Raw genomic sequence first — 26,725 nt, 5'->3', positions numbered from 1 at the left:
CCGTTCCCGGAGACCTGCATGCAGCGCGCCCTCGTCGCCAGTTTCGCCACCCTGCTCACGCTCGCCGCCGCGTCCACGCGGGCGGTCACGCTGGATCAGGCGATGGCCGACCCGGACTGGATCGGGTCGCCGGTGCAGCAGCCGTACTGGAGCGTGGACGGGCGCAGTCTCTACTACCGGCTCAAGCGCAACGCCTCGCCGGTGCGCGACCTGCATCGCGTCGATCTCGCCGACGGCCGCGATACGGTGGTCGACCCGGCCGCGATGGCCAACGCCGACGGCCCCGACGCCCGCTTCGACCGCTCGCGCAGCCGCGCCGCCTTCGTGCGCAACGGCGACGTGTTCCTGCGCGACGTCGCCAGCGGTCGGCTGACCCAGGTCACGCGCACGCCGCAGGCCGAAGCCTCGCCGCAGTTCTCCGCCGACGGCCGCTCCGTGCAGTACCGCGCCGGTGCCGACTGGTTCGTCTACGACATCGCCGCCGGCGTGAGCGGCCCGGCGGCGCTGGTGCGCGCCGAGAAGGATCCCGAGGCGAAGAAGCCGGACGACCTGGCGCAGCAGCAGCTGCGCTATTTCTCCACCTTGCGCAAGCTGAAGGCCGACCGCGAGGCGCAGAAGAAGCACGCCGACGAATTCACCGGCGGCGACCCGACGCGCGCGCCGCTGCCGTTCTACATCGGCGACGACGTGAAGATCGAGGCCACCTCGCTGGCGCCGGACGGCCGGCACCTGCTGGTGGTGACCTCGCCGAAGAGCTACGACGCCGGCCGCAGCGGCAAGCTGCAGCGCTTCGTGACCGAATCGGGCTACGAGGAGCAGGAGGACGAGCGCACCCGCGTCGGCCGCAACGATCCCGCGCCGCAGTCGCTGCTGCTGCTCGACCTGGGCGCGCGCAAGCAGGAGGCGCTCGCGCTGGAGGACCTGCCCGGCATCCACGACGATCCGCTCAAGGCGGTGCGCGAGGAGAACGAAAAGCTCAAGCGCGAACGCGGCGCCGAGGTCAAGCCCGAAGCGGGCAGCCCGGACAAGAAGAAGGACGCCAAGAAGGCCGAGAAGAAAAAGAACGACGAGCCGAAGGCGCGCGCCGTGCGCATCGTCGCCGACGGCGAGGACGGCGGCGGCGGCGGCATCGCCTGGAGCGAGGACGGCGCCTCGCTGGCGATCCAGATCCGCGCGATCGACAACAAGGACCGCTGGATCGCCACGGTCGACTTCGACCGCGCCAAGCTGACCGCGCAGCACCGGCTCACCGACCCGGCCTGGATCAACTGGGACTTCAACGACTTCGGCTGGCTGAAGGACGGCCGCACCCTGTGGTACCTGTCCGAGGAAGGCGGCTGGTCGCAGCTGTACGCCAAGACCGCCAGCGGCAAGGCGAACGCGCTGACGCACGGCCGCTTCGAGGTCTCCGCGCCGGCGCTGTCGCCGGACGGGCGCTGGTTCTACCTGCGCGCCAACGTCGAAGCGCCGTACGCCTACGACGTGTACCGCGTCGCCGTCGGCGGCGGCGAGCTGGAGCGCGTGACGGCCTACAAGGGCATGCAGCAGTTCGCGCTCTCGCCGGACGGCAGGCAGCTCGCGGTGCTGCATTCCAGTTCCTACGTGCCGGCCCAGGTCGCGGTCGCCGCGGCCGAGCCGGGCGCCGCGCCGCGCGAGCTGACCGACACGCGTACGGCCGACTACAAGGCGATGAGCTGGCTCGCGCCGGAGATCGTCGCGGTGCCCTCCTCGCACACCAAGCAGCCGATCTACGCGAAGTTCTACAAGCCCAGGGACTTCGACGCGTCGAAGAAATACCCCGCCGTGCTGTTCGTGCACGGCGCCGGCTACCTGCAGAACGTGCACCTGGGTTTCCCGGCGTATTTCCGCGAGCAGATGTTCCACAACCTGCTGACCGAGCGCGGCTACGTCGTGCTCGACATGGACTACCGCGCCAGCGAGGGCTACGGCCGCGACTGGCGCACCGCGATCTACCGGCAGATGGGCCATCCGGAGCTGGAGGACCTGATCGACGGCGTGCACTGGCTGGAGAAGAACGCCTCCGCCGATCCGCAGCGCGTGGGCCTGTACGGCGGCTCCTACGGCGGCTTCATGGCGCTGATGGCGATGTTCCGCGCACCCGAGGTGTTCAAGGCCGGCGCCGCGCTGCGCCCGGTCACCGACTGGGCGCAGTACAACCACGAATACACCTCCAACATCCTCAACACTCCGCAGCTCGATCCGATCGCCTACGAGCGCTCCTCGCCGATCGAGTTCGCCGACGGACTCCGGGGCGCGCTGCTGATCGCGCACGGCATGATCGACGACAACGTGCTGTTCGAGGACTCGGTGCGGCTGTACCAGAAACTGATCGAGCTGAAGAAGGACAACTTCGAACTCGCCGGCTATCCGCTCGAGCGCCACGGCTTCGTCCACGCCGACGCGTGGCTGGACGAGTACAAGCGCATCCTCAAGCTGTTCGAGGCGAACCTGAAATAGCTGCGCCGTCGAAGCACGACGTCCGCATGCCGGACGTCGTGCCACGCGCCCTTCGTCGCGGCGCGCTACGCTAGGGCAACCTCCGGCTGCGGCCTGCGCGCATGAGAGCTGCCTATTTCCGCATTGCCGCGGCGAAGACCGGCGACGCCGACGCGCTCGGGCGCCTGCACGAACTGCAATCCCTGGCGGAGGACTTCACGCGCGCGGAGGCGTCGTTTCCCGAGCGCATCGAGGCCGTCAAGGCCCGGCGCGGCGAACCGCCGGTGCGGCTGCGCAAGAGCCAGCGCGAACAGCTGACGGAGCTGGAACACGACAGCCGCGAATTCGAGGAACGGATGGCGCAGGACTTCGCGCAGCTCGCCAGCGCGTCGGAAATCGTCGGCGCGCTGCGCTACGGACTCGCCGACGACCTGTCGCGCGCCGAGGGATACCTGAAGTACTACCACTCCGACGAACGGCCGCTCGGCGAGGAAATGATCGCCCTGAAGAAGGCGATGCTGGAGAAGATGGACGACTTCCTCGCCCATCATCCCGACGGGGACGCCGGTGCACCGTGATGGCGCGCATCTCGACGCGGCCGGCCCGGTGCGGGTGGCCGAGGTCGCGGAACTCGGTCTGCTCGCGCAGCTGTGGCACGACGCCTGGCGCGACGCGCACGCGCATCTGGTACCGGCGGAACTGGCGCGGCATCGCACGCTCGACAGCTTCCGCGAGCGCCTTGCCGCCGCGCTCGCCCACGTGCGCGTGAGCGGCTCTCCGCCGGACGGCTTCTGCATGATCCGCGAGGACGAGCTGTACCAGCTGTTCGTCTGCGCCGCGGCGCGCGGCAAGGGCGTCGCCGCCGTGCTGCTCGCCGACGGCGAACGGCGGCTGGCTGCGTCGGGGATACGGACCGCCTGGCTCGCCTGCGCCATCGGCAACGATCGCGCGGCACGCTTCTACGCCAAGCACGGCTGGCGCCGGCGCGGCATCGTGACCAGCCGGCTGGAGACGCCGGACGGACCGTTCCTGCTGGACGTGTGGCGCTACGAGAAGGGGCTCTGATCGAGCGCCGCCGCGCGATTTCGCTGCATTCGCAGGGCGGCACGCTTCCCGCGACGGCGGAGTATCGTGGCGCCCCGCCTTGCTTGCCGAACCTCGCGCCATGGATGCGTACGCGCCGCTGCTGGCCCTGATTGCGCTGCTCGTCCTGCCGCTGTTCTGGTGCGCGGTCGTGCTGCTGCTGTCGTACGTGGGCGGCTGGCGCAGGCTGCACGAGGAGTTTCCCGAGCGCGGGGATCCGGCCGCGATCGGCTATCGCAGCGTCAGCGGACGCGTCGGCCTGGTGTCGTACAAGCAGTCGCTGCGCGCGGCCGCGGCCGGCGACGGCCTGCATCTCGCCGTGCCGTCCCTGTTCCGCCCCGGCCATCCGCCGCTGTTCATCCCGTGGCGCGTGATGCGGAGGCGCGAGCGCCTGTGCTTGCTGTGGCAGGACTCCGTCCGCGTCGAAGTCGGCTCGACCGGCGTGAAGCTGCAGCTGCCGCCCGAGTGGCTCGAATCCGCGGCCGGCTGACGCGGTTTCATCCGCGACTCGCCGCGGACCGCAACCCCTACGGCGCGAGCGCCAAAAAAAAGCCCGCGCGGATCGCGCGGGCCTTGGCGAGTTCGCAGCCGACCGGCTTACTTGCTCTTGTGGCCGTTGCCGGCCTTGCTGAGGGTGAACGCACCGACGCTGACGCCGAGTTCGATGCCCTCGCCGGCGCCTGCCAGCGCCAGCGACACCGTTCCCTTGGTCAGCACCTGCGCCGTGCCGGCCTTGATCGCGCCGGCGCTGGCGTCACCCTTGGCGTAGGTGCCGAGCACGTCCTCGATCTTGTGCACGTCGGTGAACTTGCCGGTGCCGTTGTCGATGTGCGACTTGCCGGCGGTCAGGCCGCCGCCCTTGGATTCGATCTTCACGCGCATCGACTTGCCGTTCGCGCAGGTCACCACGCCGTGTCCCTCGGCATGCTTGTAGATCAGCGACCAGCCGGTCAGCGAGAAGCGCAGCTTGCAACCCAGATCCGCCTCTTCCGCGCTCGCACGCTGCGGAACGGAGACGGCGAAACCCAACGCGACAGCAGCAGCCAGGACCGCGAGAGACGATTTCATCGGCGTTGCTCCTTGGTGGTGGTGGGACGGAACGAAAGCGTGTCCCAAGTTAGCTGAACGACCGGGGAACTGACGTGAAAATCCCGTCAAGGCACGCGCTCGCCGGACCGGTCCGGCACCGGCACCCAGCGCAGCAGCTCGCGCCAGCGCTCGAACTTGGTCGCGCGCGGAATCGACGCATTGGCCGGGCTCGTCGACGGCAGCGCCAGGACCGCCAGCCCGGCCCGCGTGCGCGCCTCGATCGCCGGCTCGATGCGCCGCGCGAACACCTGCTGCGCCTTGGCGCCGTTCAGCGCGATCGCGGCGATGGTCGGATGCGCGCGCAGCAGGCCGGGAATGTCGTTGGGCACTTCGCTCGCCGGCACGATGCCGCTGTCCAGGCTGCCCGGGCGCTCGCAGCGCTCGAGCACGTCCCAGATGCCGATGCCGAGCGCGTGCAGGCGTGCGATGCGCTCGGCATAGGGCAGCTCCGGTCCGGCCGCGTAGAGCAGGCCCATGAACGGCCAGAACAGGTTGTGCGGATGCGCGTACGACTGGCGCTGCGCCAGCGACGCGACGCTCGGCGCGGTGCCGAGCAGGAGCAGCCGGCAGCCGGCGCCGACCTGCGGCGGAAAGCTCTCGACGATCGCGCTCGCGCCGGCGGATCGGCCTTGCGCGCCGTTGCCACGCGGCGAGGCGGCTTTCGCCGCGCCGCGCTTCGACGCACTCACGCGCTCAGGCCTTCGGCTTCTTCAGCGCGGCGAGATCGGCCAGCACCTGCTTGGAGTTCTCCTTCGGATCGACGTCGACGTAGCGCTTGGCGATGCGGCCTTCCGGATCGATCAGGAACGTCTCGCGGCGCGCGTAGTTCACGCCGAGCTTCGCCGTCAGCACGCCGTAGTTCTTCGCCACGCTCGAATCGGCGTCCGACAGCAGGCGGAACGGCACCTTGTACTTCTGCGCGAACTCGGCGTGCGACTTGACGTCGTCCAGGCTGACGCCGAAGACGTCCGCGCCGGCCTTGCGCAGCTGGATGATGTCGTCGCGGAAAGCGCAGACCTGGGTCGTGCAGCCGGGCGTGAAATCCTTCGGATAGAAGTACAGCACGACCCACTTGCCGCGCTCCTCGGCCAGCGTGTGCCACTCCCCTTTCTGGTCCTGCAGGCGGAATTCCGGCGCGGCCTGGCCGACGGCGGGGCCCGCCTCGGTGTCGGCGGCGAACGCCGGCGCGGCGATCAGCAGCAGCAACAGGGACAACAGCATGCGTTTCACGATCGTTCTCCTCGATGAGCGATGCGCCGGACGGCGCGATGAAGGGATGCCTAGTCTAGGACGAGTCCGACAGACCGGCGCCGGGCGTGAAATCGTTCGTCCGTTCCTCGTTTGCTAGCATCGGCTCCGGGCATCCGTAGCGCGGAGCGGCGTCTTGGTCCTGAAACGGCTCTATCACGCGCACGGCAGCGACGGAAAGGACTACGAAATCCACGTCTACGTCGAGCCGGCCAGCCACGAGAACGCGCACATCGAACGGCTGGTCAAGGTCTGCCTCGCCGACGGCGGCGAGCTGCGCGTGCTGTCCAGGCGGCACTACGAAGTCGTCGCCACCGGCGTGCGCCTGGAAGCGCACGATCCCGACGCGATCTGAATCGTCCTCAGCGGCCGCGGCTGCGCTCGCAGGCGGCGATGAAGTCGTCCACCGGCATCGCGGCGATCAGCCGGCCGATCGCCGGCAGCGGCAGGTCGTCCAGGCGCTTGAAGCGCACGCAGGCCTTGCCCATGTCGAGCTTCTTGCCGGCGCGCGCGAAGGCTTCGCGCAGCTCGGCCTCCCGGTCGGCGTCCACGCTGACGCCGATGAGGTACAGCGAGTAGCCGTTCTTCTGCGCCGCGAACGCGACGTAGCCGAGCGGCTGGCCGTTGTAGGTGTCCGGATGGCGCGACAGCGGCACCTCGTAGCTGGGCATGCCCCAGTTCATCGCCTCGACGTAGCCCGCGGGCAGATTCGCCACGATCAGCTCGCGCAGCCGCTCGGCGACGGCGCGCCGCTCGGGCGGCAGTTCGGCCAGGTACGCGTCCACCGTGGTCGCGGCGCTGCGTGCCATCGCTCACCCCTTCTTCAGCGGCGGGAACTTGTCCGGATCGAAACCGCCGACCTCGAACACCAGGGTGCGCGGTCCCTTGCCCTTCTCGACCACATCGATCGAGATCTTCTGCGCGCCGCCGATGCGCTTGAGGAAGGCCTTGTCGTCCGAGATGAACAGCGCCGGCTCGCCGGTTTCCGGCAGATACGCCTTCATGCGCTGCACCAGCTGCTCGTCGAAGCGCAGGCCGATGCTGCAGCTGGCGCCGCATTCGAATCCCTTGCCGCTGCCGAACAGGTAGACGCTCTGGCCCCAGGCCGAATGCCGGCGCAGCACGAGGCGCACGCGCGTCTCGGTGGAATCGCCGCTGTAGATCGAGGCGGTGTTCTGCGTGCCGCCCGACTCCTTGCCGGACTGGTACGACCACAGCCTTTCCAGCCGCCGTCGCGTCGTCAGCGCGGTGGCCTTGGCAGTGGTGTCGGCGAGCGTTTCCTGGACTTCCTTGGCGGCCTGGCTCTGCGGATATTTCGCCACGATCTCGGCGCCGATCGGCGCGGCCAGCTCGTAGGATTTTTCCTGCTGCAACTGGCGGTACAGCCCCAGTTCCTTCTGACCCTGCGTCTGCGCCGCAGGCACGCTCGGCGCGGCCGGTGCCGGCGGCGTCGACTGCGAGCACGCGGCGGGCAAGGCGGCGGCGAGGATCAGCGCCAGGGCGCGATGAATCGGATGCATCGGCACGCTCCACGGAAAAGCCGCGGAATCCTAAACGCCGGCGCGTTACATATCCGCAAAACAGCCCGCGGATTCGGCCGAAAGCCGAACGCGACGGCCCGGCGCCGTCCGCGCCCGGCCCCTCACCGGCACGGATCGCGGCCGGCGTTGCGCTCGTAGGTGGTCACGTTCTCGTCGCGATCGCGCCCGCGGCGCCCGATCGAGCCGGCCGCGGTGAGCCGCCGGCAGGCTTCCGCGCGCGTCAGCGGCGCCGCCGTCACGGCGACCGAGGAGGCCTCGCCGCTGCGTCGGCGACCGCCGGCGCCGGGCGCCGGTATCGACTTCGGACAGGCCCAATGCCGGTAGAACACCTCGCCGTTCGCACCGCGGCATTCGTAGGAGGAAGACTCCCCACGTGCCCCGGCGCGACCGGCCGTGCGCGAACCGCGCGACGGCGACTTCGGCCGTGCGGCCGCCGTCAAGGCGTAGTCCGGCGAGGCGGCCGGCGCTGGCGGCGTGGCCAGCTCGATCCGCGTCTGCTGCTGCGCGCCGGTGCAGGGGCGATCCTGGTAGGCGACGTGGCCGTCCGTGCCGCCGCAGCGGTAGACCGATCCGGCCTGTGCGGAAGCGGCCGCGAGCAGCAGCCATCCACTGAGCACCACCGTCAGAAATCGCCTGGCTGCTCCACTGCGCATGATCGTGCTCCGGACGAAGATGTCGCAGGGTCGCCGTTCGCTCGCGCAGTGACGATGCGCGATCGCCGCATCGTCGCGTAGGAAAACGCCGTTCCCGTGCCTGCCGGCGCGCGGCCGGGCGGAGTACGATTCCGGCGATCGCCCCCCTCGCCCCCGCATGCGCAAGATCATCCACGTCGACATGGACGCGTTCTACGCGTCGGTCGAGCAGCGCGACGACCCGTCCCTGCGCGGACGCCCGGTCGTGGTCGCCTGGCGCGGCCAGCGCTCGGTGGTCTGCGCGGCGAGCTACGAGGCGCGCCGCTACGGCGTGCGTTCGGCGATGCCGGCGATGCGCGCGGAGCGGCTGTGTCCGGATGCGGTGTTCGTCGCGCCGGACTTCACGCGCTACCGCGCCGTCTCGCGCCAGGTGCGCGAGATCCTGCTGCGCCACACCGACCTGGTCGAGCCGCTGTCGCTGGACGAGGCCTACCTCGACGTGACCGAGCCGAAGACCGACCTGCCCTCGGCCACGGCGATCGCGCGCCGCGTGCGCGAGCAGATCCGCGAGGAGACCCAGCTGACCGCCTCGGCCGGCGTCGCGCCGTCGAAGTTCCTCGCCAAGATCGCCTCGGACTGGCGCAAGCCGGACGGACTGTTCGTGATCCGTCCGCACGAGGTCGAGGCGTTCCTCGAGCCGCTGCCGGTGTCGCGCATCCACGGCGTCGGCAAGGTCATGGATGCAAGGCTCGCCGCGCTCGGCCTGCGCACGGTCGGCGAGCTGCGCCGCTGCGACGTCGGCGAGCTGGAAGCGCGCTTCGGCCGCTACGGCCGGCGCCTGTCCGAGCTGGCGCACGGCATCGACCGCGGCGAGGTCAGGCCGGACCGGCCGACGCAGTCGATCTCGGCGGAGGACACCTTCGCCACCGACCAGCCGCTGTCGACGACCGAGCCGATGATCCGCGAGCTGGCGGCGAAGGTGTGGGCGGCGACGCGCAAGACCGAACGCATCGGCCGCACCGTAGTGCTGAAGCTGAAGACGAAGGAATTCCGCATTCTCACGCGCAGCCGCACGCCGCCGCTGCCGCCGCGCTCGGCCGCGGAGCTGACCGATCTCGCACTGGAGCTGCGCGGCCACGTCGACGCGCCGTCCTCGACGCTGTACCGCCTGGTCGGCGTCGGTCTGGCGAACTTCGTCGGCGCGGACGACATGCCGCAATCGCAGTTGTTCGGCGACATCGAGCGCGATCGGACCTAGCGCCCTGCGCGCCGGAAATCCGCTTCGGCAGACTCCCGAAAAATACCGAATACGTCACCTTTCCACGACCTGTAAGAAAGAACGAACATTTTCGTGGTAGGTTGAAAAACGGGCGGGCGAAACGCCCGTTCTGGCAATGGAATATCTGTAGAGAGAGAAAGAAAAAATATACCTTTCACTCAAGGAGTAACATCCATGCAGAAGCGCAAGTTCAACGCGAGCGTACTCGCGATGATGTTGGCCTGGACGGCAGCCGCGACGACGGCGAACGAAGCGTCGGCGGCAGGTTACACGGTGGCCCCCGGAGGCCTCACCACGCTGGCCGGCGAGATCCAGTGGGCGCACCGCTCTCACGACGAATGGGAGCCCAGCCTGCAGGGCGCCTGCGTCATGAACATGAAGGTGAACCTGAACCCGTCGGACGCTTCGTTCACGGTGGGCTACAACGACGTGGAAATCGTCTGCTCGACGCCGTCGCAGGGATACATGACGACCGCGGCCATCTATCCGGAGAATCTGCCCTGGACCGGAACCACCGAGACGGGCAGCGGATACGTCATCGGAAAGATTCCGAATTTCAGCATTTCCATTTACGACACTTCCGGCTTCGGCCCGCCTCTTCTGATCGAATGCGAAGCGCCGAGCTATTGGTATTTCCGCTGGCTCACCGGCTATGCGCAGACTTTCGCGGTCCCTCTCGAATCGAGCAGCGGCCCGTGCGACATCGGCTTCACGCTGTACGAAAGCCCGAATCAGACGTTCACGAAAAAGCCCTGAGCGCACGCAGCCACCGGGGCGCGACGCCCCGGTGGTTTTCGGAATCGCCTTTCGCGGGATTTTCCTGACGGCCGACTACGGCGCCTTCACGTATCCGCTGTGACGGTCGTGTTCGCGGATAACGCTGCTTTGAGCGGCCGCCTGCGCGTCGCGGTACTGCGCGGCGAGCTTCACGTACTGGCGCGCGGCGTAGAGGATCTGCTGGATCTCCTCGTTGCTGAGCATGCGCACGCAGCGCGCCGGATTGCCCAGCCACAGCTCGCCGGTGCCGACGATCTTGCCGTGCGTGACCACCGCACCGGCGCCGACGATGCTGTGCTTCTTGACCAGCGCGCCGTCGAGGATCGTCGCGTGCATGCCGATCAGGCTGGCTTCCTGCACCGTGCAACCGTGCAGCACGGCGCCGTGGCCGATGGTGACGTCGTCGCCGAGCGTCAGCGCGAAACCGCCGAGCGTGTACTGCGCGTCGTGGGTGACGTGCAGCTGCGCGCCGTCCTGCACGTTGCTGCGCGCGCCGATGCGGATCGCGTGCGCATCCCCGCGCACCACCGCGCAGGGCCAGATCGAGCTGTCCTCGCCGACGCTGACGTTGCCGATGACGTGCGCCGCCGGATCGACGTAGGCCCGCGCGGACACCAGCGGAGTGAAGCCGTGGAAAGGCCGGATGTTGGTCAAGGCAGTGTCCCCGCAAGGTTCCGGGCGACAGCATCGTCGATCCGGCGGGGTCGACGCCAGCTGCACGTTCTTGCAGGTCCGCCGCGCGCGCGATTAGACATCGGCTTCACGCGTGCCGGCGCAACGTTCCGGGTCGACTGCGACCGCCTGCGCCGTCTTAGCCGGCGCAGGCGGCCCGCTCGTCGCGCGGCAACGGCGGCGGCGACGATGCGCGCGAGCCGCGGATCGTCAGCACCACGCCGCCGATCGCCAGCGCGCCGCCGGCCACGGCGAGCGCGCCGAGCGTCTGGCCGAGCCACAGCCAGGCGATGAGGCCGGCGAGCAGCGGCTGCACGTAGAGGAAGCTCGACACCGTCGAGGCCGACGCGCGCGACAGCGCCCAGTTCCAGCACACGTAGCCGAACACGGTCGGCACCAGCCCGAGATACGCCGCCGAGACGAGCTGCGCGGTCGAGGCGAGCGCGATCTTCTCCGGCAGGTGCAGGCCGAACGGCAGCAGGCCGAGCGTGGCGGCGAAGATGCTGGCGGTGGTGAAGCCGAGCGCGTCGGTGCGCGCCAGCAGCGGCTTCTGCCAGACGAAGTACACGCTGGTGGCGAACACGGCGACCAGCACCAGCAGCGCCATCGGCTCGAAGCGCAGCTCGCGCCCGGAGCCGAGGGTGACCAGCACCACGCCGGCGAAGGCGACCGCGAGGCCGACGCCCATGCGCGCCGTCAGGGTCTCGCCCAGGCGCAGCGCCGCCAGCGCCGAGGTGACGCCGGGCGCCAGCGCGATGATCACCGCCGCCGCGCCGGCCGGAATGCGCGTCATGGCATAGCCCAGGCTCAGCTGATACACCGTCATGCCGATCAGCGCGAGCACCGCCACGGCGGGCCAGTCGCGCCGCGGCGGCAGGCGGATCGCGCCGAGCGCGACCGGAATCGCCAGCACGGCCGAGGCGATGCCGAAACGCAGCAGGGACAGCTCCGCCGGCGAGAACGCGCGCAGGCCGTAGGCGATCGCAGCGAACGCCGACGACCAGAACACCAGCGCCAGCCCCGCCGCGAACAGCGGCAGGACGGCGGGGGATTGGCGGAAGGGAAGATTCATCGTGCGTGTCCGTTCACCAGTGGACGTGTCCCATCGCGGAAGGACCGAGCGCGACCTTGGCCAATACCAGCACCCTGCGCGCCAGACGCGAGCGCGACGGCGCCGCCTTTTCCGGTTCGCCCGCATGGGGCTTGTGCGACGGCGGCGCGGACGGGTGGACCGGCGCCACCGGATAGCCGTGCAGACCCAGCAGGTCGCGCACGATGCCGTTCAATTCGTTCAACATGGCGTTTGCTCCTCTGCTTGCGGCGTGACCGCTTCAGCCAGAAGATAGAGCCGTCTCGCCCGCTCCGGTAGCGAGATGTTTGATAGCCAGGCTTGAGGGATTTCGAACATGGAACGCGCTCCGCTGAACGCCCTGCAAGTCTTCGTCACGGCGGCGCGCACGCAGAACCTGACGCGCGCGGCCGAGCGCCTGCACCTGACCGTCAGCGCGCTGAGCCATCAGGTGCGCCTGCTCGAACAGAGGCTCGGCTGCACCCTGTTCGTGCGCGGCCCGCGCGGACTGCGGCCGACCGCCGAGGGCGCGCTGCTGCTGCAGCGCATCGGCCCGCACCTGGACGCCATCGACGCCGCCCTGCGCCCGCTGTGCGCGCGGCGCGATTCCGCGCTCAGCCTCAGCGCGCTGCCGTCGATGGCCTCGAGCTGGCTGGTGCCGCGGCTGCCGCGCTTCTTCGCGCGCCATCCGGAATTCGAATTCAATCTCGATTCGTCGATCGAGCTGGTCGACTTCGCCGACGGCCGCTTCGACGGCGCGTTGCGCTACGGCCCCGGCCGCTGGGGCGAACTGGAAACCGAGCTGCTGTTCGAAGAATGGCTGACGCCGGTGGCCAGCCCGCGTCTGCTCGCCGGCCGCAAGCGACCGCGCCTGGACCGGCTCGGCGACTGGCCGCTGCTGTGTCCGGACGATCCGTGGCCGCGCTGGTTCGAGCAGTTCGGCGGCACCGAGCCGACCCGCTACGTGGCGACCTTCAGCGACTCGGAGACGCTGCAGCGCGCCGCGCTGGAAGGCATGGGCGTCGCGCTCGGGCGTCTGACGATGGCGCGTCCGCTGCTGGAGAGCGGACGCCTCGTCGCGCTGTTTCCCGAGCGCATGCGGGCGCGCTACGCGCATTACCTGGTCTACCCGAAGCGTTCGCTCGAACACGCCGGCTTCAAGGCGTTCCGCACCTGGCTGCTGAGCGAGGCGGCGGCGTTCCGCGCCGAAGCGGAGGCCGGAACCGGCCGCGCCGCCGCTGTGCCACGGCGCCGGTCCGCCGCTCGCGCGACCTCCGCTTCGACGCGACCGCGCGCAAACGGCGGCCGCCGGTCACGCTGAACGGTGGCCTCGCCGCGGCCCGCCATCGCGCACTCGCGCAACGGAGCCGGGTATACCATCGAGCGTTGTCGCCGGACGGCGGCCGTTTTCTCTTTCCGGAGGACCTTCATGCTGCGCCACCTCGCGATCGCCACCGCAACCGCCCTGTCGGCCGCCGCGGCGCACGCCGCCACCGACTGGCCGAGCTACAACCGCACGCCCAGTTCGGAGCGCTACGTCGTGCTCGACGCGATCGACGCGAAGAACGTGGGCGGCCTGAAGACGCTGTGCGAATACGACACCGGCCAGCAGGTCAGTTTCCAGAGCGGCCTGATCCAGGTCGACGGCGCGCTGCTGGGCACCACCGAGCAGGACACGTTCTCGATCGATCCGGACACCTGCAAGGAGAACTGGCGCGCGCACGAGGTCTTCGAGTCCGGCGCGCTGAAGGTCAATCGCGGCCTGGCCTGGGCCGACGGCCGCGTGTTCCGCGGCAGCGCCGACGGCCGCGTGCTCGCCTACGAGGCGCGCACCGGCAAGCGCCTGTGGGCCACCACGATCGCCGACGCCGCCCGGGGCGAATCGGTGCCGGCCGCCCCGATCGCCTGGGACGGCCTGGTCTTCGTCGGCAACGCCGGCGGCGACAACAAGGGCGTCAAGGGCCGCATCTACGCGCTCGACGCGAAGGACGGCCGCATCGTGTGGGAGTTCTACCTGGTGCCCAAGGAAGCCGGCGACTTCGCGCGCGGACCGTCCGCGCCGGCGGCCGCCGACGACGTCGCCGCGACGTGGAAGAACGAAGCCGGCTTTCCGATCAGCGGCGGTGCCAACTGGACCTCGTACTCGCTGGACGCGATCAACGGCCTGCTCTACGTGCCGGCCGGCAACCCGGCGCCGGATTTCGTCGGCGCGGCGCGCGGCGGCGCCAATCTCTACAGCGGCTCGGTCGTCGTGCTCGACGCGAAGACCGGCGCCTACCAGCGGCATTTCCAGCTGGTTCCGCGCGACGTCCACGACTGGGACGTGTCGGCGCCGCCGGCGCTGATCACCAGCAAGGCCGGCCGCAAGCTGATGGCGGTCACGCCGAAGGACGGCCACCTCTACGCGATCGACCTGGGCAGCGGCAAGACGCTCTACCGCAAGCCGATGACGCGCGTGTTCAACACCGACTCGCCGTTCACGCCGCAGGGCACGCGCTTCTGTCCGGGCACGCAGGGCGGCGCCGAGTGGAACGGCCCGGCCTACGATCCGGAGCACAACCTGCTGTTCACCGGCCAGGTCGACTGGTGCGCCACGGTGCGCGTCGAGGCCGATGCGCCGCAGACGCTGGCGAACGCTCCGTCGGGCAAGCCGTGGAGCGGTTCGCCCGACGGTTTCGGCCAGATGGACGACGCGCAGAAGTGGGCCGGCTGGATGACCGCCAGCGACGCCGACAGCGGCAAGCGCCGCTGGCAGTTCAAGGCGCCGTTCCCGCTGCTCGGCGGCACCACGCCGACCTCGGGCGGCCTGCTGTTCTTCGGCGACATGGGCGGCAACCTGTACGCGCTCGACGCCGCCAGCGGCAAGAAGCTGTGGTCGCAGGATCTGGGCGGCGCGGTCGGCGGCGGCGTGATCAGCTACGACACCGGCCGCGGCCAGCGCATCGCCGTCGCCGCCGGCATGACTTCGCCGATCTGGCCGACGCCGAAGGTCAACGCCAAGATCGTCGTGCTCGGCCTCGACGCGGCGCCCGCCGAATCCGCGTCGCAGCCCTGATCGCGCAGCTCTGATCGCGCGGTCCGCGATCAGCGCGCGGAGCCGTCGACCGCCGCCGCGGCCTGGCGCCAGTCGCGCAGCGGCGCCGAGTTCAGCGCGGCCAGCGGCACCACCGCGCGCTCCTCGCGCATCGGCTTGCCGTCGTGCCAGGTGCGGATCAGGAACGTCGCCGTGTCGGGCGGCGAAGGCTCGTCGACGCGCGTCACCGCGATGCGGTCCTGCGTGGACGACTCGAGCGTTTCCTTTCCGGCCAGCACGAACACGAAGCCTTCCAGCCGCTTACGCCACGACAGCCCGCGCAGCAGGTACTGCGGGAACTCGTGCACCGCGACGCCGTGCGCGCGCGCGACGGGCCGGTTCGCCAGGGCCATCGCCAGGGTCACGGCGCGCTGCTCGCCGAGACCGCGCACGCCCCAGGCGAGCAGCGGACAGCCGCCTGCGGCGTCGCCCGTCTCGTAGCGGCGCAGCAGTTCCGCCGGCGTGAACGCCTCCACGCGCCGCTGCGGCACGTAGTAGCCGTGGTAGTGGCGCTCGGCCAGCATGCGCAGGTCGGCCTCCTGGCCGCTGTAGGCTTCTGCCATCACCACCGCCGGTATCGCGCCGCTGCAGGACGTCTGCGCGAGCACGTCCCCGGCCGACGCGCGCCACGGCTCGTTGCGCTGCAGGAACCGCCCCGGCGCGAGCGCGATCTGCTGCGCCGCCAGCACCAGCGCGATCAGCACCGCCGCGACCGCGCCGCGCCGCGTCGACGCGCGCGGACCGGCCGCGTCGTACAGCCGCGCCAGCAGCAGCCAGCCGAACGGCGCGAAGGTCAGCACGTTGCGGAACGAGAACGACGGCGCGAACAGCTGGGTCACCGCCACCCCGCCGGCGATACCGCCGACGATCACGAAGGCGGCCAAGCCGGCGGCCCAGTCCGCATCGTCCGCGGCGCGACGCGGTCCGTCGGCGCTGCGGCGCGCACGCCGCCAGGCCAGCGCGACCAGCAGCGCGGCGACGACGACGGCGGCCGGATGGCTCAGGCCGGCGCCCAGCGCACGCAGCAGATGCTGGCCGATGAAGCGCAGGTCGCTGCGGAACCAGTCGGCCGAGAAATCGCGCTCCATCGCGTGCAGCTGGAACCACGCGAAGACCAGGTACGCACCTAGGATCGCCGCGCCCGACAGCGCCAGCGCCGCGCGAAGGCGCAGGTCCGGCAAGGTCGCGATCAGGTACAGCAGCAGCATGCCGGTGCCGAGCAGCAGGTACGAATGGCTCAGGCTGGCCGCCGCGCCGAGCAGGCTCAGCAGCAGCCAGGTGGCGAACGGAAATCCCGCCGCCTCGCGCACGCGCCGGCGCAGCTGCAGCGCGGCGGCGAGCAGGGCCGAGGTCAGCAGCATCAGCCAGGTGTAGTTGCGCGCGTTCTGCGCCTGCTCGAACCAGAACGTGGAGGTCGCCGCGACGGCGCAGGCGAAGGCGATCGCGGCCGGCCGCGCCACGCGGCGCATGCCGGCGGCGAAGACCAGCAGCGCCGTGCTCGCGCACAACGCGCTGAACGCGCGCAGCGCCGCCTCCGAGCGGCCGAACACGTCGGCCCAGCCGTGCAGTGCGAGGTAGTACAGCGGAGGATGCACGTCGCGCAGGATGCGCTGCATCCGCTGCGCCAGATCGGCGCCCGGGTCGATCAGGTACGCGGTGAACAGTTCGTCGATCCAGTAGCTGCTGGTCGACAGGCCGACGAAGGCGAACGCGACCGCCGCCAGCGCGATCAGGCCGTAAAGCATCGCCGGCCAGCGCGGATCGTCCGGGCCTTCCTGCCCCGGAGCCGCTGCGGATTCCGCAGGAGACTGCATGCGCTTCCCTTCCTCGACCGCGATTTCCGTCGTCGAGGGCGAAGACGCACGACCGCGCGCAATCGTCGCGCGCGGCCCAGGACAGGTCCGGACCTTCCCGGTCCGGACCCCGCTGCGCGCCTACTTGCGCGCGCGCGCCTGCGGCACGAACTGCTCGCGCACGGCCTTGGCCAGCTGGTCGGGCGGCAGCAGGCCCTGGTCGAGCAGGAAGTTGTTGTAGGCCAGGCGGTCGAACTGCTTGCCCAGCGCCAGCTCCGTTTCCATGCGCAGCTCCAGGATCCGGCTGTAGCCATAGAAGTAGCTGCCGGCCTGGCCGGGCATGTTGAACGTGTAGCGGTCCAGCTCCTGCCGCGCCATCGGCTCGGACAGCATGACGTCCTCGGTCAGCACCTGGCCGGCACGCTCGCGGTCGGTCAGGCCGAGGTTGAGCATGGGATCGAGCATCGCGCGCGCCGCGCGCAGCAGGCGCAGCTGCAGCGCGATCAGCTGGCCGTCGAGCGGCTCGTACGGAACCATCTCGGCCTCGGCGTACAGCGCCCAGCCCTCGACGTTGACGCTGTTGAACGCGAACAGCGTGCGTGCCAGCGAGATGCCGCGCTCGACCATCGCGGTGAACTGCAGCTCGTGGCCCGGCCGGCCCTCGTGCGCGGTCAAGGTCCACGCGCCGGCCTCGTAGGTGAAGTCGTCGTAGGCAGCGCTCTTGCCGTCCTTGCCGGCCGAGGCCGGATTGCCCAGCGGCAGCACGAACTGGCCCTGCTGGCCGGTGTTGCCGATCAGCGGCGCCGGCAGGAAGTGCGGCGCCGGCTGCGCGGCCGATTCGGCTTCGGACGCCAGGCGCATCACCATCGGCCGCTGCGGCAGGTCGACGACCTTGTTCGCGGCGATCTGCTTCTCCAGCTCCGGCATCACCGTGTTGCGGTAGTAGCCCTCGATCGAGTTCTTGTCGAGCTGCTTCTTCTTCAGCGCGCGGATCACCTCGCGGTAATCGGTGGCCTGAATGCCCTTGGCCTTGGCCACCAGCGGCGCGAGCTGCTGCATCGCGTTGCGCGTTTCCATGAATTCCAGCTGCGCGCGCTGGATCAGCTGTTCGGGCGCGATGTCGATGCCGACCTGCTTGAGCTGGAACGCATACAGCTCCGGCGGCAGGCGCGTGTCGCTGCGCGCATTCGGCAGCACTTCCTTGCGCATCCAGTCGGCGTACTCGCGGAACTGCTGGTCGACCGCGGCGAGCGCGGCGTCGCCGCCTTCGATCTTGTATTTCTCGAACAGCTTGCGGATGCCGGCCGCGTAGGTGTCGACGTTGCGCAGCGCCTGCTCGACCTCGAGCCTGGTCGGCTTGAGCAGCGCCGGATTGCTGAGCTTCTCCTCGTAGCGCTGGCGCGCCAGCGTCGCGATCGACGTGCTGCCCGGCGTGAGGCCGACGTAACGCTGCAGGCGGTCCAGCGCCTTGGCGCGGCGCGCCGGATCGGTCTGGTCCTGCAACAGGGCCTGCTCGCCCTGGAACACCAGCTGGCCGACGTCGGTGAACGGCAGCAGGAACTTCTCGTTCAGCTCGCTGCCTTCGATCTGCCGGTCGGCCGCGCCGAGCATGATGTCGATGTCCTGGCGGACGTTCGGGTTCTCTTCGGTCTTCAGGTCCTTCTGCAGCGTGTCCTTCGCGCTGCGCAGCGCGGTGCGCTGCCGCTCACCGGCGTTCGGACCGAGGTCGGCGACGCGGTCGTCGTAGCCGGGCAGGCCGAAGAACGACGCGAACTCGGGCGCGAACTCGGCCTGCGCCTTCAGCAGCGGCTGCGCCAGATCGTTGCTGCGCTTGACCCAGTCCGGCGCCGTGCGCACAGCCGCGGCGGACTTCGCCGGCGGCGCGGCGTCCTTGGCGGAAACGAACGGAGCCGCAATCGAAACAAACGCGAGCGCACACGCGCTGACCAACAGCAGACGACGCATCGGAACTCTCCCTGGGTATGGATCGAGCGACCCTAGCGCCTCGTGCGCAAGGCGGCAATGTGCGGATCGTCATCCCGAGGCGCCGACTGGACACGGCCGTCCTGCGCGTACAGCGTGCGCGAACGGATGCGTCCGCCTCACGCGGAGCGCGGCGGGCTTCCCGTCGTGTCGCGCTCGAACCACCACAGCAGCGCGGCCAGCGCGAGCCAGGCGAGGAAGAACGGCCAGCGCGGCAGCGGCAGGCTGCGCGTCTGCGCGTCTGCGGAGGACGACGGCGCGACGAGCAGGGCGCGCGTCGCCCGCTGCGTCAGGCCGGCGGCGAGCGCGGGCGCCTCGTCGCGCGCACGCACGTGGAACGGCCAGCGCTGGCCGCCGCTGGACAGCACGTGCCAGCCCGGCGCCTCGGGCCAGTAGGCGGCGCAGCCGCCGGCGTCGACGAGCAGTTCCGAACGCGCGCCAGTTTCGGTCTCGACCGCGGCGTCCGGCGCGACCGCACAGAACGTCGCACGTTCGTCGACGCGCGCCTCGCCCGGCAGCGACGGCGGCGTCTCGCCGCGCGCACGCGCGACGGTCGCGGTTGCCTCGCTCCACAGCGTGCCGAACGCGGACGCGGCGCCGGCCAGGCCGAGCCGGTAGCTGTCGGCGAGCAGCCACAAGGCCACGCGGCCGCGGCCGAGATTGCGCGACCAGGCCAGCGGCGAACCGTCGTCGGCGCGCAGCAACGGCGCCGCGTCGGGCGCGTCGACGGTCAGCGCGCGACGCGCCAGCGCGGGAGCGGCATCACCCAGGCCGAGCATGCGGTCGAGCCTGACCGCGGCACCGGGTTCGGACGGCGTCACGCGATAGCCCAGCTCGGCCCATTGCGCGGCGACCGGTTCGGCGATCGGTCCGGTCACGCGCAGCAGCAGTCCGAGGCCGCCGCGCACGGCGTCGATCAGCACCTGCCTGCCTTGCGCATCGAGCGCTGCCCACGAGCGCTCGTCGAGCACGGCGAGATCGACCGACTGCAGCGCCTGCGCGTCGAGCGCGGGCGCGCCTTCGGTCAGCGCGACGCCGTCGCTCAGCGCCAGGCGGCTGTCGAGCGCGAGGCCGGCATCGGCGGCCCAGCGGCGCAGGTATTTCAGCTCCGGATCCGGTGCGCCGGCGAGCAGCAGGATCTTCAGCGGCGCGCCGGCGCGCGCGGCCAGCGGCACGGCGAGCGAATCGACGCGCGCGCCGTCGGCGCCGAGCACATTCAGCGCGAAGCGCGCCACGCCCTCGCCTTTCGCCACGGCCTGCAGCGAGAAGCGCCCCTGCGCGTCCGGCGCCTGCGCAGCGACGACCGCACCGGACGGATCGCGCAGCTCGACGCGCGCGTCCGGCACGCCGTCGACGCGGCCGTCGACGCGGAAGACGCCGCCGACCGGCACCGACACCGGCGCGTCCAGCTCGACCACGCCGCCGGGCAACGGCGCCGCGTCGAATTCGACCACCCGCCCGCGCGCAGCGTCACGATCGCGCTGCGGCAGGCCGCCGCCGACGATGCGCAGGCGCTGCGCCTGCGCGTGGCGGCGCAGCGCTGTGCCCAGATCGGGAACGCGCTCGACCGCCGCGTCGGCGGCGACGCCGGGCAGCGCGACCGCTTTCGCGGCGAGCGGCAGGGCGGCGAGCTGCGCCGCCGTCGCGCCCGGCGTCAGCACGACCAGTTCGTCCGCGGCGAAGTCCTCGCGGGTGTGCGGCGGAAACAGGCAGGCGTACAGCGCGGCGGCGGCGAGGATCTGCAAGCCGATGCGCGCGAGGCGACGGCGCGGCGCGCGACGGCTGCGCACGATGCCGGCGAGCGCGGCGAGCGCGATCACGACGGCGGCGATCAGCGGCAGGTTCATCGCGTGGCTCCCGCTTCCGGCCGCAGCGCATCCAGATAGGCGCGGCCGGCGGCGTCCGGTGCCGCGCGCGGCGCGCCGGCGGTCGCCGGCACCGGCAGCAGCGGCCACAGCTGGTCGCGCAACGAGGCCCGGCACGACGCGCAGGCCGGATCGCGGCGCGCGCGATCGATCGCCGCGAGCACGCCCAGTGCGTCGGGCAGGCTCGCCTCCCGCTCGCGCAGCCAGGCGACCGACGCGTCCCAGTCCGGCTCGCCGCCGGCGGACAACGCGCGCCACAGCGACGCGATCGCCGCATCGTCGACCGTCGCCGCCGCCAGCGAACCGACGCGATCCTCGACGCCCTTGCGCTCGCCGCTGAGGCGGCGCGCCTCGTCCGGCGGCGGCAGCTCGAGGCCGACGCGCGCGAGATAGATGCGCGTGGACTGCTGCACCTGCTTGATGAATTCGAGCGCGCGGTGTTCGTACGGCAAAGCCTCGTCCGGCCGTCCCTGGCGCAAATGCAGCTCGGCCTGCCACATCTCGGCCAGCGCGGATTTCAGTATCCCTTTCGTTTCCGGGTCGAGCAGGGTCGCCGCTTCGGCGATGTCGTGCACGTGGCCGTACTCGGCCAGCGTGTTGCCCTCGGCGCCGAACTTCGCCGGCGCCTGCGGCGCGCCGTGCGCGTGCGGATCGGCGGCGCCGTGCGCGTGCTCGTCGCCACCAGCATGCTCGTCGTGCGACTCGTCGTGTCCGTCGGCGGACGCCGCCGCCTGCTCCTCGGCCTGCGCGTGCTGCGCATGGGTTTCCGATTCCTCGCCGAGGAACTGGCCGTAGCGCAAACGCAGGATCTTCTGGTCGACGCCGATCGCGTCCGAGCGCGACAGGAACGTGTCGTCGTCGAGCTTGCCGCGCTCGGCCAGCAGCGCCTCGCTGTCGATGATGATCTGGCGCTGGCTGCGGAAGTACGCCGGCATCGTCTTCTGCACGATGCCCTCCAGCCCTGCGCTGTCGCTGGACGCCTCGGCCGGCCAGCGCAGGATGAAGCTCGCGCTGCGCGTGGTGTTCGGCGTCGGCTGGCGGTTGTCGCCGACGACCAGGCGCACGATCACGTCGTCGCCCTGCGCGATGCCCAGCGCAGCCAGATCCAGCCCGTGGCGGAAGCGCCGATGCCGGGCGCCGGCGTCGGCATCGACGGCCTCGCCCTGCAGCGCGATCGTCTGCTCCTTGAACGTGACGTTCTCGCCGCCGCCCTGGGCCAGCGTGACCTGCAGCTCGGCCGAGCCGATGCCGTAGTCGTCCTCGGCTTCGAAGACGAGGTTCCACACGTCCTGGCGTGCTTCGAGCAGGGTCAGCGTCTTTTCCGGTTCGAGCACGCGCACCTCCGGCGCGCGATCGACGATCGCGTCGAGCCGGTGCAGGCGGTCGTCGGCCGGCGGCGGCGCACCTTGCAGCTCGATGCGGTACAGGCTCGACGCCGCCAGCACGCGTTCGCCGCGCCAGTCGGCGCCGTCACGGACCAGGGCCAGGCGGCTGCCGTCGTGGAAGGCCAGCGCGGCGGCCTGCGGTTGCGGATCGAAGCGCAGGCTCCAGCGCAGGCGCGATCCTTCCGGCGCCTTCGCGTCGAGCGCGGCTTCCGCCCGCGGCGCGACGCCGGTGTAGGCCGGCGCCTCGATGTCGAGCCGCACCTGCGCCAGCGCGGTCGCGTCGCCGCTGCGCGCTCCCGCTTCAGGCTGCGCCGCGTCGCGGCCGGTTCCCTGCGGTCGCCAGGCGAGCGTCGCGAGCAGCAGCACGATGGCGAGCGCGGCCGAGGCCAGCAGCGGCGAGCGCGGCCACGCCGGACGCGGATCGGCCGCGGACGCGGCCAGACGCGAGAGCACGCGCTCGCGCTGCAGACGCTGCAGCGCCGACAGCGCGGCCGCGTCGCGAAACAGCAGCGCCGAACTGTCGTCGAGCTGCGGCTCGGCCGCGTCGAGGCGGCGCGCCAGCCAGGCGTCGTCGACACCGCGCCAGGCACGCCAGGCGATTGCAACAACGACGGCGAGCGCGACGGCGGCGACGACGATCGCAGCGGACGTGCCGGCGAGGCGCGCCGCGAGCGCGACCGTCGCGACGGCGAGCGGCAGCGCACCCGCTGCGACGATCGCCAGGCGCCGCCGGGCGGCGGCGCGGCGCAAGCGGTGAAGCTGCGGATCGAGCGTCACGGCAATGGCTCCCGCTGCGCGGCGACCGATCCGCCGGCAACGGCGCTCTCGTCCGCCGGTGTTCCGGTGCGCGTCGCGACGAGGCGTTCGAGCAGGAACAGCGCGGCGACCAGCGCGGCGAGCCACGCATCGAGCGGACGCGCGTTCGCCGTCGAACGCAGCCAGGAGCCGTGCACCTGCGCGTCGTGGCACGGCTGCGCCATAGCCGCCGTCGCGCGCGTCGGCGCGGGCGGCGGACCGTCGAAGGCGGCGCGCAGACGGTCAGGGAAATCCGCATCGAGCAGCAGCGGCAGCGCGGCCGGCGTCAGCGCGCCGGAAAGGCCGATGCGGCGGCCGCGGCCTTCGCTCGCGCTGCGCGCGAGCACGCGCCCGGCCGCATCGCGCCACAGCGGTTCGCCGCCGTCGCCGGCCTCGGCGACGAGCGCCGTGCCGCCACGTTCGAACCAGCGCTCCAGCGCGGGTGATCGCGGCGCCAGCCAGACGAGCCAGGTCGATGCGTCGTCGAGCGGCACGTCGGCGGGCTGCGCGTCGAGCACGTAGCGGTCGGCTTCGCGCTGGTTCCAGGCAGCGACCGCGGCGCGCAGGTAGCGCAGCGAGGATTCGGCTTCCGGCGTGTAGCGCACTGCGAGACGGATCGGTGCGGGTGACGGAGCCGAGGGTGACGCCGCCTGTCCCGGCACGACGCGCCAGTCGACCTTGCGCGACAGCCGCGGCCGTTCGCCGTCGAGTCCGTCGAGCCGCTCCGGCACGATCGCGGCGAGGGCCTGTCCGGACGGCAGTTGCGCATCGAGTTCGCGCAACAGGCTGGCGACCGGCGCGGCGGCGGACGGCGCCGCTTCGTCGGTGTGCGGAAAGCCCGGCGCGAGCCAGTGCCATTCCGCATCGAGGCCGCCCGCGGCCGCACGCGCAGCCGACAGCTCGACACCCGGCGCCACCACCGCCCACGGCCGCGACGCCGGCACGCCGCCGTCCCACACCGGCCGCGCCAGCAGCACGGCGAGCAGCGCCAGCAGGAGCAGGCGCAAGAGCAGCAGCCACGGCCGCTCGACGCGCAGGCGGCGCTGCGGCCGCACGCGCTCGGCGATCCAGCGCAGCGCGGCGAATTCGGTGGTAGCCAGTTCGAGCCGGCGCACCAGATGGATCAGCAGCGGCACCGCCAGTGCGGCGAGCGCGACGAGTCCGAACGGCGCGAGCAGGGCCAGGTTCATGCCGCGGCTCCGGCGCGCGGTGCGAACAGCGCGCGCAGCGGCTCGTCGAGCGGCCGGTCGAGCACGTGTTCGACGTGGCGGATTCCGGCGGCGGCGAAGCGTCGCGCGAGTTCGGCGCGCGCGGCGGCGAAGCGCTCGAGATAGTCCTTGCGCACCGCGGCGGCTTCGACGCGGCGTTCGGCGCCGGATTCCGGATCGACGAAACGATGTCCGCCGGCGAACGGGAAATCGCGTTCCTCGGCGCTCAGCAGCTGGATCGTCAGCACCTCGCGGCGCGCCGCGGCCAGGCGCAGGGCCAGCTCGACCGCGGAATCGTCGAAGAAATCCGACAGCAGCAGCACCACCGCCGGCGGCTGCACGCGCTCCCACAGCGGTTGCAACGCCGCCGTGTCCGGCCAGCTTCCGCCGGCGTCCAGGCGCGCCAGCTCGAGCAGGCAGCGATCGCGCTGGCGCGGGCCGGCGGCGGCCGGCACGAAGAGCGGATTCGCGCCGGCCAGCGCGAGCAGGCCGAAACGATCGCCCTGGCGCAGGGCGAGTTCGAACAGGCAGGCCGTCAGCGTGCACGCGGCGTCGAGCTTGCGCAGGTGCGGCCGCGCGGCGTCGGCCTGGCGCATCGATGCGCTCGCGTCGACGATCGCCCACGCCGTCAGCGGGCTGTCGCGCTCGGCCTCGCGCACGAAGTAGCGGTCCGAACGCGCGTAGAGCTTCCAGTCGATGCGGCGCAGCTCGTCGCCGGGCTCGTAGGCGCGGTACTGCGCGAACTCCAGCCCGGCGCCGCGGCTGCGGCTGGTGTGCTGGCCGAGCCCGTCGCCGCCGGCGCCGCTGCGCGCGGTCAGGCGCAACTCGCGCAGGCGTGCGCGCAGCGGCGGCGGAATCAGGGAAACGGCCATCGCGGCGGTACCTAGGCCGGGAACGGCACCGACTTCAGCAGCGCCTCGACGACGTCGTCGGTGCTGCGCTGCTCGGCTTCCGCGGCGAACGAGAGCAGCAGGCGATGACGCAGTACCGGCCCGGCCAGCGCCCGCACGTCCTCGCGCGTGGCGGCCAGGCGCCCCTGGATCAGCGCGCGCGCCTTCGCCGCCAGCACCAGCGACTGGCCCGCACGCGGACCGGCGCCCCAGCGCACCCATTCGCGCACCTCGGCCACCGCGCTGGTCTGCGGACGCGAGGCGCGCACGAGCTGCGTGATCCAGCCCAGCACGTCGTCGCCGACGTGGACCTCGCGCGTCAGGCGCTGCAGCGCGAGGACTTCCTCGCCGGCCATCACCGGCGCGATGTCCGACGTCGCGCGACCGGTGGTCTGCGCCAGGATCGCGCGCTCCTCGGCCTCGTCCGGATAGTCGACGCGGATGTGCAGCAGGAAACGGTCGAGCTGCGCCTCCGGCAGCGGATAGGTGCCGGCCTGCTCCAGCGGATTCTGCGTCGCCAGCACGAAGAACGGCCGCGGCAACGCGTGGGTGTGGCCGGCGTAGCTGATCGTGCGCTCCTGCATCGCCTCGAGCAGGGCCGACTGCGTCTTCGGCGGCGTGCGGTTGAGCTCGTCGGCGAGCAGCAGGTTGGTGAACACCGGTCCCTGCTGGAACTTGAAGTAGCGCTTGCCGGTGCCGTGGTCCTCTTCGAGGATCTCGGTACCGACGATGTCGCTCGGCATCAGGTCCGGCGTGAACTGGATGCGGCGGAAGTCGAGCGCGAGCGCCTGGCCGAGCGAACGCACCAGCAGCGTCTTGCCGAGCCCGGGCACGCCTTCGAGCAGGCAGTGACCGCCGGCGAGCAGGCCGATCAGCAGCTGCTCGACGACGTCGCGCTGGCCGACGACGACCTGCGCGATGGCGTCGCGCAACGCGGCGAGCCTGCCGAGCTGGTGCTGGATGGAGTGTTCGGTGATGGTGTCGTTCATGCGGAGAATTCCAACGTTTTCGTGCCGTCATCCCCGCACGAGCGGGGATCTGTCTTGATCCGGAAGGCTTCGGGCGATGGCCAATGGATTCCGGCCTGCGCGGGAATGACGGGGTTTCGGCAGGCTCGTGTGGTCACGCCGTCAGCGCGTAGATCGCGATGTTGACCGCGAACTTCGTGTTGTCTTCGGCGAGAAAGCGTTTGTTGCGCCAGTCGTAGTCCCATTCGCAGCCGTAGTCCTTGTTGCTGTAGAGCACGCCGAGGCGGCCGCCGACCTCGATGCCCTTGAGGTACTCGTGGACGATGTCGTCGCCCCAGCCGTTGAGCTCGAACGCGGTGTTGGGCGGGCCGTCGAACTTGAAGAACGCATCGAACAGCGGATGCTTCTTCGGCAGCTTCTTCAGCGCGTCGGCGCCGAAGATCGACGCCATCTCGCGCTCGAAGGATTTCGCGAACAGCCCGTCGATGTCGTGGTTGCAGTCGTCGACGAGGACGAAGCCGCCGTTCCTCACGTAGCGCTCGAAGTTGCGCCGCTCGTCGGGGTTGAACTCCACCAGCTTGTGCCCGGCGAGGTAGCAGAACGGCTGGGTCAGCATGCGCGCGTCCGCCAGCGGCAGCACGCGCTCCTTCGGATCGACGCGCAGGGTCGTGTACTGGATCAGCGCGTCGAGCAGGTTCGACGGCATGCGCTGGTCGACGTCCCAGTCGCCGGACTCGTACATCAGCCGCGTGAACCAGAAGTCGTAGACGGAGGGCTGAGAGCCGAGGGCCGAGGGCTGAGCCGCCACGCGCGCGACGGGCGCGAGCAGCGTGCCGGCGAGCATCAGGCGGAGGAATTCGGCGCGGGTCATGGGGGAGCCGGGATTGGGGATTGGGGATTGGAATGACGCGAAGGCTC

At 71.2% G+C, this 26,725-nt stretch carries 26 protein-coding genes; 9 read left to right on the top strand and 17 right to left on the bottom strand.

Features of this window, described 5'->3' with window-relative positions:
• The first annotated feature begins 18 nt into the window (after positions 1-18).
• The 4 genes from ACFO6Q_RS05580 (at position 19) to ACFO6Q_RS05565 (ending at position 4,030) form a co-directional block, all read left to right on the top strand.
• Entirely contained in the window at positions 19-2,478 is a 2,460-nt protein-coding gene (locus ACFO6Q_RS05580; RefSeq protein WP_380019576.1) for a S9 family peptidase, read from the top strand.
• A gap of 101 nt (positions 2,479-2,579) precedes the next feature.
• Positions 2,580-3,035, top strand: coding sequence for a hypothetical protein (locus ACFO6Q_RS05575; protein ID WP_380019575.1), 456 nt, complete (start codon positions 2,580-2,582; stop codon positions 3,033-3,035).
• The gene (locus tag ACFO6Q_RS05570) at positions 3,025-3,522 is read left to right on the top strand and encodes a GNAT family N-acetyltransferase (RefSeq protein ID WP_380019574.1); all 498 of its coding nucleotides are present in this window, start codon (positions 3,025-3,027) and stop codon (positions 3,520-3,522) included. The genes ACFO6Q_RS05575 and ACFO6Q_RS05570 overlap by 11 nt, the downstream gene beginning before the upstream one ends.
• A 100-nt stretch (positions 3,523-3,622) precedes the next feature.
• Positions 3,623-4,030, top strand: coding sequence for a hypothetical protein (locus ACFO6Q_RS05565; protein WP_380019573.1), 408 nt, complete (start codon positions 3,623-3,625; stop codon positions 4,028-4,030).
• Between the two features lie 107 nt (positions 4,031-4,137).
• On the opposite strand, the gene ACFO6Q_RS05560 is transcribed toward ACFO6Q_RS05565, so the two are convergent.
• From ACFO6Q_RS05560 to ACFO6Q_RS05550, 3 genes are all read right to left on the bottom strand, one after another.
• Positions 4,138-4,608 carry a hypothetical protein gene (locus ACFO6Q_RS05560; RefSeq protein WP_380019572.1) on the bottom strand — a complete coding sequence of 157 codons (471 nt, stop codon included), beginning with the start codon at positions 4,606-4,608 and terminating at the stop codon, positions 4,138-4,140.
• A gap of 86 nt (positions 4,609-4,694) precedes the next feature.
• Entirely contained in the window at positions 4,695-5,318 is a 624-nt protein-coding gene (locus tag ACFO6Q_RS05555; protein ID WP_380019571.1) for a DNA-deoxyinosine glycosylase, read from the bottom strand.
• 4 nt (positions 5,319-5,322) lie between these two features.
• Positions 5,323-5,850, bottom strand: a complete 528-nt coding sequence (locus ACFO6Q_RS05550; protein ID WP_380019697.1) for a peroxiredoxin — start codon at positions 5,848-5,850, stop codon at positions 5,323-5,325.
• Between the two features lie 163 nt (positions 5,851-6,013).
• Here ACFO6Q_RS05550 and ACFO6Q_RS05545 point away from each other — a divergent pair, with 163 nt between their 5' ends.
• Entirely contained in the window at positions 6,014-6,232 is a 219-nt protein-coding gene (locus ACFO6Q_RS05545; protein WP_380019570.1) for a hypothetical protein, read from the top strand.
• 7 nt (positions 6,233-6,239) lie between these two features.
• Here ACFO6Q_RS05545 and ACFO6Q_RS05540 read toward each other — a convergent pair whose 3' ends face one another.
• From ACFO6Q_RS05540 to ACFO6Q_RS05530, 3 genes are all read right to left on the bottom strand, one after another.
• Complete coding sequence (locus ACFO6Q_RS05540) at positions 6,240-6,686, bottom strand: iron chaperone (protein WP_380019569.1); 447 nt, start codon at positions 6,684-6,686, stop codon at positions 6,240-6,242.
• Positions 6,687-6,689: 3 nt separating this feature from the next.
• Positions 6,690-7,397, bottom strand: a complete 708-nt coding sequence (locus ACFO6Q_RS05535; protein WP_380019568.1) for a hypothetical protein — start codon at positions 7,395-7,397, stop codon at positions 6,690-6,692.
• 122 nt (positions 7,398-7,519) lie between these two features.
• Positions 7,520-8,071: a DUF4124 domain-containing protein gene (locus ACFO6Q_RS05530; protein ID WP_380019567.1), complete on the bottom strand. Its 552-nt coding sequence runs from the start codon at positions 8,069-8,071 to the stop codon at positions 7,520-7,522.
• Positions 8,072-8,228: 157 nt separating this feature from the next.
• Between ACFO6Q_RS05530 and dinB the strand changes: the two genes are divergently transcribed.
• A complete protein-coding gene (gene dinB, locus ACFO6Q_RS05525) occupies positions 8,229-9,308 on the top strand; it encodes a DNA polymerase IV (protein ID WP_380019566.1) in 1,080 nt (359 codons plus the stop codon).
• 195 nt (positions 9,309-9,503) lie between these two features.
• Positions 9,504-10,085, top strand: a complete 582-nt coding sequence (locus ACFO6Q_RS05520) for a hypothetical protein (protein WP_380019565.1) — start codon at positions 9,504-9,506, stop codon at positions 10,083-10,085.
• Positions 10,086-10,160: 75 nt separating this feature from the next.
• On the opposite strand, the gene ACFO6Q_RS05515 is transcribed toward ACFO6Q_RS05520, so the two are convergent.
• The 3 genes from ACFO6Q_RS05515 to ACFO6Q_RS05505 form a co-directional block, all read right to left on the bottom strand.
• Positions 10,161-10,760: a gamma carbonic anhydrase family protein gene (locus tag ACFO6Q_RS05515; protein ID WP_380019564.1), complete on the bottom strand. Its 600-nt coding sequence runs from the start codon at positions 10,758-10,760 to the stop codon at positions 10,161-10,163.
• Positions 10,761-10,917: 157 nt separating this feature from the next.
• Positions 10,918-11,850 carry a DMT family transporter gene (locus tag ACFO6Q_RS05510; protein ID WP_380019563.1) on the bottom strand — a complete coding sequence of 311 codons (933 nt, stop codon included), beginning with the start codon at positions 11,848-11,850 and terminating at the stop codon, positions 10,918-10,920.
• A gap of 13 nt (positions 11,851-11,863) precedes the next feature.
• Positions 11,864-12,076, bottom strand: coding sequence for a hypothetical protein (locus ACFO6Q_RS05505; protein ID WP_380019562.1), 213 nt, complete (start codon positions 12,074-12,076; stop codon positions 11,864-11,866).
• 108 nt (positions 12,077-12,184) lie between these two features.
• On the opposite strand from ACFO6Q_RS05505, the gene ACFO6Q_RS05500 reads away from it, so the two are divergent.
• Both ACFO6Q_RS05500 and ACFO6Q_RS05495 read left to right on the top strand, forming a co-directional pair.
• Positions 12,185-13,168 (top strand): LysR substrate-binding domain-containing protein, encoded by a 984-nt coding sequence (locus tag ACFO6Q_RS05500; protein WP_380019561.1) that lies wholly within the window; start codon positions 12,185-12,187, stop codon positions 13,166-13,168.
• A gap of 108 nt (positions 13,169-13,276) precedes the next feature.
• Positions 13,277-14,902 (top strand): pyrroloquinoline quinone-dependent dehydrogenase, encoded by a 1,626-nt coding sequence (locus ACFO6Q_RS05495; protein WP_380019560.1) that lies wholly within the window; start codon positions 13,277-13,279, stop codon positions 14,900-14,902.
• A gap of 29 nt (positions 14,903-14,931) precedes the next feature.
• Here the strand turns inward: ACFO6Q_RS05495 and ACFO6Q_RS05490 are convergent, their stop codons facing one another.
• From ACFO6Q_RS05490 to ACFO6Q_RS05455, 8 genes are all read right to left on the bottom strand, one after another.
• Complete coding sequence (locus tag ACFO6Q_RS05490) at positions 14,932-16,734, bottom strand: hypothetical protein (RefSeq protein ID WP_380019559.1); 1,803 nt, start codon at positions 16,732-16,734, stop codon at positions 14,932-14,934.
• 120 nt (positions 16,735-16,854) lie between these two features.
• A complete protein-coding gene (locus tag ACFO6Q_RS05485) occupies positions 16,855-18,678 on the bottom strand; it encodes a DUF885 domain-containing protein (RefSeq protein WP_380019558.1) in 1,824 nt (607 codons plus the stop codon).
• Positions 18,679-18,815: 137 nt separating this feature from the next.
• Positions 18,816-20,543, bottom strand: coding sequence for a carboxypeptidase regulatory-like domain-containing protein (locus ACFO6Q_RS05480; RefSeq protein WP_380019557.1), 1,728 nt, complete (start codon positions 20,541-20,543; stop codon positions 18,816-18,818).
• Positions 20,540-22,723 (bottom strand): hypothetical protein, encoded by a 2,184-nt coding sequence (locus ACFO6Q_RS05475; protein ID WP_380019556.1) that lies wholly within the window; start codon positions 22,721-22,723, stop codon positions 20,540-20,542. The genes ACFO6Q_RS05480 and ACFO6Q_RS05475 overlap by 4 nt, the downstream gene beginning before the upstream one ends.
• Complete coding sequence (locus ACFO6Q_RS05470) at positions 22,720-23,931, bottom strand: BatA domain-containing protein (protein ID WP_380019555.1); 1,212 nt, start codon at positions 23,929-23,931, stop codon at positions 22,720-22,722. The genes ACFO6Q_RS05475 and ACFO6Q_RS05470 overlap by 4 nt, the downstream gene beginning before the upstream one ends.
• On the bottom strand, positions 23,928-24,821 hold the full coding sequence (locus ACFO6Q_RS05465; protein ID WP_380019554.1) for a DUF58 domain-containing protein: 894 nt from the start codon (positions 24,819-24,821) through the stop codon (positions 23,928-23,930). Before ACFO6Q_RS05465 ends, ACFO6Q_RS05470 begins: the two co-directional genes overlap by 4 nt.
• Positions 24,822-24,832: 11 nt before the next feature.
• Complete coding sequence (locus tag ACFO6Q_RS05460; RefSeq protein ID WP_380019553.1) at positions 24,833-25,828, bottom strand: AAA family ATPase; 996 nt, start codon at positions 25,826-25,828, stop codon at positions 24,833-24,835.
• Positions 25,829-25,961: 133 nt separating this feature from the next.
• The gene (locus ACFO6Q_RS05455; protein WP_380019552.1) at positions 25,962-26,678 is read right to left on the bottom strand and encodes a DUF4159 domain-containing protein; all 717 of its coding nucleotides are present in this window, start codon (positions 26,676-26,678) and stop codon (positions 25,962-25,964) included.
• Between the last annotated feature and the right edge of the window lie 47 nt (positions 26,679-26,725).

This window comes from Dokdonella ginsengisoli (assembly GCF_042652785.1).
GTDB lineage: Bacteria > Pseudomonadota > Gammaproteobacteria > Xanthomonadales > Rhodanobacteraceae > Dokdonella_A > Dokdonella_A ginsengisoli.
This window is presented reverse-complemented; position numbering and strand designations above follow the sequence as displayed.

What these genes read in the sequence shown, in the direction of transcription:
- ACFO6Q_RS05580 (WP_380019576.1), top strand. Translation starts at nt 19, where the DNA reads ATGCAGCGCGCCCTCGTCGCCAGTTTCGCCACCCTGCTCACGCTCGCC.
- ACFO6Q_RS05575 (WP_380019575.1), top strand. Translation starts at nt 2,580, where the DNA reads ATGAGAGCTGCCTATTTCCGCATTGCCGCGGCGAAGACCGGCGACGCC.
- ACFO6Q_RS05565 (WP_380019573.1), top strand. Translation starts at nt 3,623, where the DNA reads ATGGATGCGTACGCGCCGCTGCTGGCCCTGATTGCGCTGCTCGTCCTG.
- ACFO6Q_RS05560 (WP_380019572.1), bottom strand. Translation starts at nt 4,608, where the DNA reads ATGAAATCGTCTCTCGCGGTCCTGGCTGCTGCTGTCGCGTTGGGTTTC.
- ACFO6Q_RS05550 (WP_380019697.1), bottom strand. Translation starts at nt 5,850, where the DNA reads ATGCTGTTGTCCCTGTTGCTGCTGCTGATCGCCGCGCCGGCGTTCGCC.
- ACFO6Q_RS05540 (WP_380019569.1), bottom strand. Translation starts at nt 6,686, where the DNA reads ATGGCACGCAGCGCCGCGACCACGGTGGACGCGTACCTGGCCGAACTG.
- ACFO6Q_RS05535 (WP_380019568.1), bottom strand. Translation starts at nt 7,397, where the DNA reads ATGCATCCGATTCATCGCGCCCTGGCGCTGATCCTCGCCGCCGCCTTG.
- ACFO6Q_RS05530 (WP_380019567.1), bottom strand. Translation starts at nt 8,071, where the DNA reads ATGCGCAGTGGAGCAGCCAGGCGATTTCTGACGGTGGTGCTCAGTGGA.
- dinB (WP_380019566.1), top strand. Translation starts at nt 8,229, where the DNA reads ATGCGCAAGATCATCCACGTCGACATGGACGCGTTCTACGCGTCGGTC.
- ACFO6Q_RS05520 (WP_380019565.1), top strand. Translation starts at nt 9,504, where the DNA reads ATGCAGAAGCGCAAGTTCAACGCGAGCGTACTCGCGATGATGTTGGCC.
- ACFO6Q_RS05510 (WP_380019563.1), bottom strand. Translation starts at nt 11,850, where the DNA reads ATGAATCTTCCCTTCCGCCAATCCCCCGCCGTCCTGCCGCTGTTCGCG.
- ACFO6Q_RS05505 (WP_380019562.1), bottom strand. Translation starts at nt 12,076, where the DNA reads ATGTTGAACGAATTGAACGGCATCGTGCGCGACCTGCTGGGTCTGCAC.
- ACFO6Q_RS05500 (WP_380019561.1), top strand. Translation starts at nt 12,185, where the DNA reads ATGGAACGCGCTCCGCTGAACGCCCTGCAAGTCTTCGTCACGGCGGCG.
- ACFO6Q_RS05495 (WP_380019560.1), top strand. Translation starts at nt 13,277, where the DNA reads ATGCTGCGCCACCTCGCGATCGCCACCGCAACCGCCCTGTCGGCCGCC.
- ACFO6Q_RS05490 (WP_380019559.1), bottom strand. Translation starts at nt 16,734, where the DNA reads ATGCAGTCTCCTGCGGAATCCGCAGCGGCTCCGGGGCAGGAAGGCCCG.
- ACFO6Q_RS05485 (WP_380019558.1), bottom strand. Translation starts at nt 18,678, where the DNA reads ATGCGTCGTCTGCTGTTGGTCAGCGCGTGTGCGCTCGCGTTTGTTTCG.
- ACFO6Q_RS05480 (WP_380019557.1), bottom strand. Translation starts at nt 20,543, where the DNA reads ATGAACCTGCCGCTGATCGCCGCCGTCGTGATCGCGCTCGCCGCGCTC.
- ACFO6Q_RS05470 (WP_380019555.1), bottom strand. Translation starts at nt 23,931, where the DNA reads ATGAACCTGGCCCTGCTCGCGCCGTTCGGACTCGTCGCGCTCGCCGCA.
- ACFO6Q_RS05465 (WP_380019554.1), bottom strand. Translation starts at nt 24,821, where the DNA reads ATGGCCGTTTCCCTGATTCCGCCGCCGCTGCGCGCACGCCTGCGCGAG.
- ACFO6Q_RS05460 (WP_380019553.1), bottom strand. Translation starts at nt 25,828, where the DNA reads ATGAACGACACCATCACCGAACACTCCATCCAGCACCAGCTCGGCAGG.
- ACFO6Q_RS05455 (WP_380019552.1), bottom strand. Translation starts at nt 26,678, where the DNA reads ATGACCCGCGCCGAATTCCTCCGCCTGATGCTCGCCGGCACGCTGCTC.